The organism is Arsenophonus sp. ENCA, assembly GCF_002287155.1.
GTDB lineage: Bacteria > Pseudomonadota > Gammaproteobacteria > Enterobacterales > Enterobacteriaceae > Arsenophonus > Arsenophonus nilaparvatae.
In genome coordinates this window covers 1-3,297 of the sequence record NZ_NHNG01000262.1, presented here as the reverse complement: position 1 = coordinate 3,297, position 3,297 = coordinate 1, and the positions used below count along the sequence as shown (strand labels likewise).

3 protein-coding genes and 1 pseudogene are annotated in these 3,297 nt (G+C 40.6%); 1 reads left to right on the top strand and 3 read right to left on the bottom strand.

Going from position 1 to position 3,297, the window contains the following annotated elements; translation table 11 throughout:
• Window positions 1-42: 42 nt before the first annotated feature.
• Window positions 43-339 carry a fimbrial protein gene (locus CBG25_RS06850; protein WP_290605552.1) on the top strand — a complete coding sequence of 99 codons (297 nt, stop codon included), beginning with the start codon at window positions 43-45 and terminating at the stop codon, window positions 337-339.
• 28 nt (window positions 340-367) lie between these two features.
• On the opposite strand, the pseudogene hrpA reads toward CBG25_RS06850, so the two are convergent.
• The 3 genes and pseudogenes from hrpA to CBG25_RS06835 form a co-directional block, all read right to left on the bottom strand.
• Window positions 368-2,188: pseudogene (hrpA, locus tag CBG25_RS06845) on the bottom strand (ATP-dependent RNA helicase HrpA); the annotation flags it as partial.
• 164 nt (window positions 2,189-2,352) lie between these two features.
• Complete coding sequence (locus CBG25_RS06840; RefSeq protein ID WP_290605550.1) at window positions 2,353-2,787, bottom strand: transposase family protein; 435 nt, start codon at window positions 2,785-2,787, stop codon at window positions 2,353-2,355.
• Window positions 2,788-2,925: 138 nt separating this feature from the next.
• A partial coding sequence (locus CBG25_RS06835) for a transposase (RefSeq protein ID WP_290603757.1) occupies window positions 2,926-3,297 on the bottom strand: 372 nt, incomplete at its 5' end.

Here is a 3,297-nt window from a genome sequence, read left to right as displayed (position 1 = left end):
CACTGCTTACTTGCAAGAATATTTTATAGATATCTTTAATGCATGGATAACCGGACAAAATATGAACATCCTGATTTTTTCTTGTTTTTAAATTTATACTTCTTTTTTAGAGACTGCGAAACTCGTGCTTTAAATAAATATAATGCAGCAAAAGGTGTTGGTTTACAGATTATATATGAAGATAATCCCATCCAATTCAACCACTGGTTTACATTAAAAAAAGTGTCTGACAGCAAAAGTATTCCGTTGCCTTTTTATGCGCAGTATATACAAGTAGCAGAACGAGTAACACCAGGTCAAGCGAACGCCCTAGTCACTTATCACATTAAATATCATTAAAAAGGGGTGGTAACACCACTTTTTTACCCTACTCTGGCAGTAATGAAATTTGCGCCATTGCCTGTAGAATACGTTTATCTGAAATAGGATAAGGGGTGCCCAGTTGTTGAGCAAATAGGCTTACCCGTAATTCTTCCATCATCCAGTATATTGCTTGTACTTCAGGCAACTCTCTTTGTGCTAGACAACTTAGCTAGCCAACCCTGCCATTGCTGTTTAATATGCTCAATATGCAGCATATGCGCGCGATCACGGTTTGGATCAGCGACTAACTTTTCCAAACGACGCTCTATCGCATTAAGATAACGAATAATATCAGGCAGTTTTTGCCAGCCATGAGATGTAACAAAACCTTTAAATATTAATCCACTAAGTTGGGTTTTAATATCAGAAAATGGCAGTGCCAAGTGAATGTCGACCCGGCCTTTTAAACGCTTATTAATTGCAAATGGACGAGTTAAAATCATTTCAACCTGTTTAGCTATCTCAACCACCACCTCATTAAGCTCAGCACGAACATAAATTTCCAATCGCTGATAATCTTCTGCTGTCCATATCAGACCACCAAATTGAGCTATTAATTTATCCACTCCACAGCTAATACAATCGTCAATTAGCTCAAGAACTTTGCCAAAAGGATTGAAATAAAGCCCGAGTTTGGATTTATTTGGCAATTTTTCATGCAGGTATTTTATCGGTGAAGGAATATTCAGCAGCAATAGTCGCCTTAATCCTTTATTCATCGCCTGTTGCTGCTCTAGTTGAGTTTCAAACATGCGAATTGCAACGCTATTTTTTTCATCCACCAGAGCCGGATAAGCTTTAACCAGATAACTACCACGCTTTTGTTCATAAAGCTGAGGCAAAGTACCAAAATTCCATATGTGTAACCCACTTTGCTCAATACTTTCATTAACAACCGCAGCTAATGTTTGTTGAACTTGCTGTTTTAATTGTATTTTCAACGATGTTAAATCACGGCTTGCGGCAATAGTCTGATTATTTTCATCGACAATATGAAATGTCATTTTTAAATGATCAGGTAATTGCTCCCATTGCCAGGTGTCGGCGTCAATAGTAACACCTGTCATACGACGCAATTCACGGGTTAGACAATCTAACAATTTTCCTTGCGGCACAGGTATTCTCTCTAAAAATGCTTTAGCATAATTTGGGCCGGCACAAAGTTACGCCGTAACACTTTAGGTAAGGATTTAATCAGCGCGATAACTAACTCTTCGCGTAATCCCGGTATTTGCCAATCAAAACCTTCATCTTTCACTTGATTGAGTACCGATAGTGGAATATGAACCGTGACGCCATCAGCCGCACTACCAGGCTCAAACTGATATGTTAACTGCAATTTAAGCGCATCTTGTTGCCAATAATTGGGGTATTCTACCAGGCTAATGTTATTAGCTGTTGCCCGCATTAACATATTTTTGTTAAATGTCAGTAGCTCGGGCTGTGTTTTACTCACCACTTTCCACCAGCGATCAAAATGACGGGAAGAGACAACCTGACTACTAATTCGCTGTAGATAAAAATCAAACAGCGTGTCATCGTCAACCACAATATCGCGGCGACGGGATTTATGCTCTAACTCTTCTACTTCAGCTAATAATCTTAAGTTTTGTTGGTAAAAGGTGTGGCTGGTTCGCCAGTCACCCTCAACCAATGCATGGCGAATAAAAAGCTCACGACACAATTGCGGATCAATTTTACTGTAATTAACCTGACGGCCAGTTACGATAGGTAAACCCAATAGCGTTACACTTTCCGACGCCATAACCGCACCTTGCTTTTTTGACCAGTGCGGCTCGCTGTAATGATATTTTACTAAATCACGAGTTTCGCACCAATAAAAAAACGCTCTATTTTTAAGTTTAATTCAGCATGATATATAAATAGTCAAAACCTTATAAATCAAATACAACTTATTGTAATTTAAGAAAATTTATGTTTTTTAGTAACTTGCAGATTAATCATTGCTTTTAAGCCATTTTTAGAATTTTATATGCCTGTGCGAAACTCGTGCTCAGGAGGAATATGGCGAATTATATCGACTTTATCGAGTAAGCGTTTATCGTGACGGCGCCCATTTTTGCTCATGGGGATAAATCCAATTTGCCTTGTTTCGTCAGTCATAATAAGCCCTTTTCGAGTGGTCTGTCTTTTCTTTCCCGAATACATTTTTTTTCGCCGACGCAGATTCTTAGGCTTTTGGACAGGTCGCTCTGTCCCATCAATAAAGACGTCTTTAACTCCAGGAAAGGCGCGAAAAAATTCCTCAGCAGAGCGAATTTGACGAGCGGGCAAAACACATTCTCGCCCCAAGGTCATCTCTAAAACCGGCAATAATATTTTTACCCAGCGACATACCCGGGTTCTATCTAAACCAAAAAGAAGTCCTTGCAAATCATAGGTCGGATAACATTTTAAATACAATAAAGGGCACCTCGAAAAACTCAAGATTTTCAATTAACCCTTGGCTTTCATTCTAAATAATTAGATTTTTTTTGATTATCACGCTACTGATTCTATCGCACATTGCCCTGGCTAGGGCCATTTGACCCATTCTGGGCGTCAGAAAGCCACGATGCACGCGCTCTGGAAGTACGCCAACCGCTTTAGGTTGTAACATGCTGCCATCATCGTCATGGCAAAATTAGCGCGCACCTGTCCAATGGTGCGGATCAGTTTTCTACCCATTTGTTCCATCGCCGCAAATGCATGTTCAACCCGTGCCCTAGTCTTTGCAATCCTGTGGTTTCGCCCTTGCTGAGTCTTGGACAACGGTTTGTTTCGATGGCCTTTACGCTGAATCTGGCTCCTATAGCCGTTTGCCTTCAGCCAAGCTTCCCGCTCCGCAGAGGGATAGCCTCGGTCGGCGTAGATATTGCGATTGGTGTTGGCCTTGTCAATGACCCTTTCGAAATGCTGACTGTCGTGGGTGCT

What these genes read in the sequence shown, in the direction of transcription:
- CBG25_RS06850 (WP_290605552.1), top strand. Translation starts at nt 43, where the DNA reads ATGGATAACCGGACAAAATATGAACATCCTGATTTTTTCTTGTTTTTA.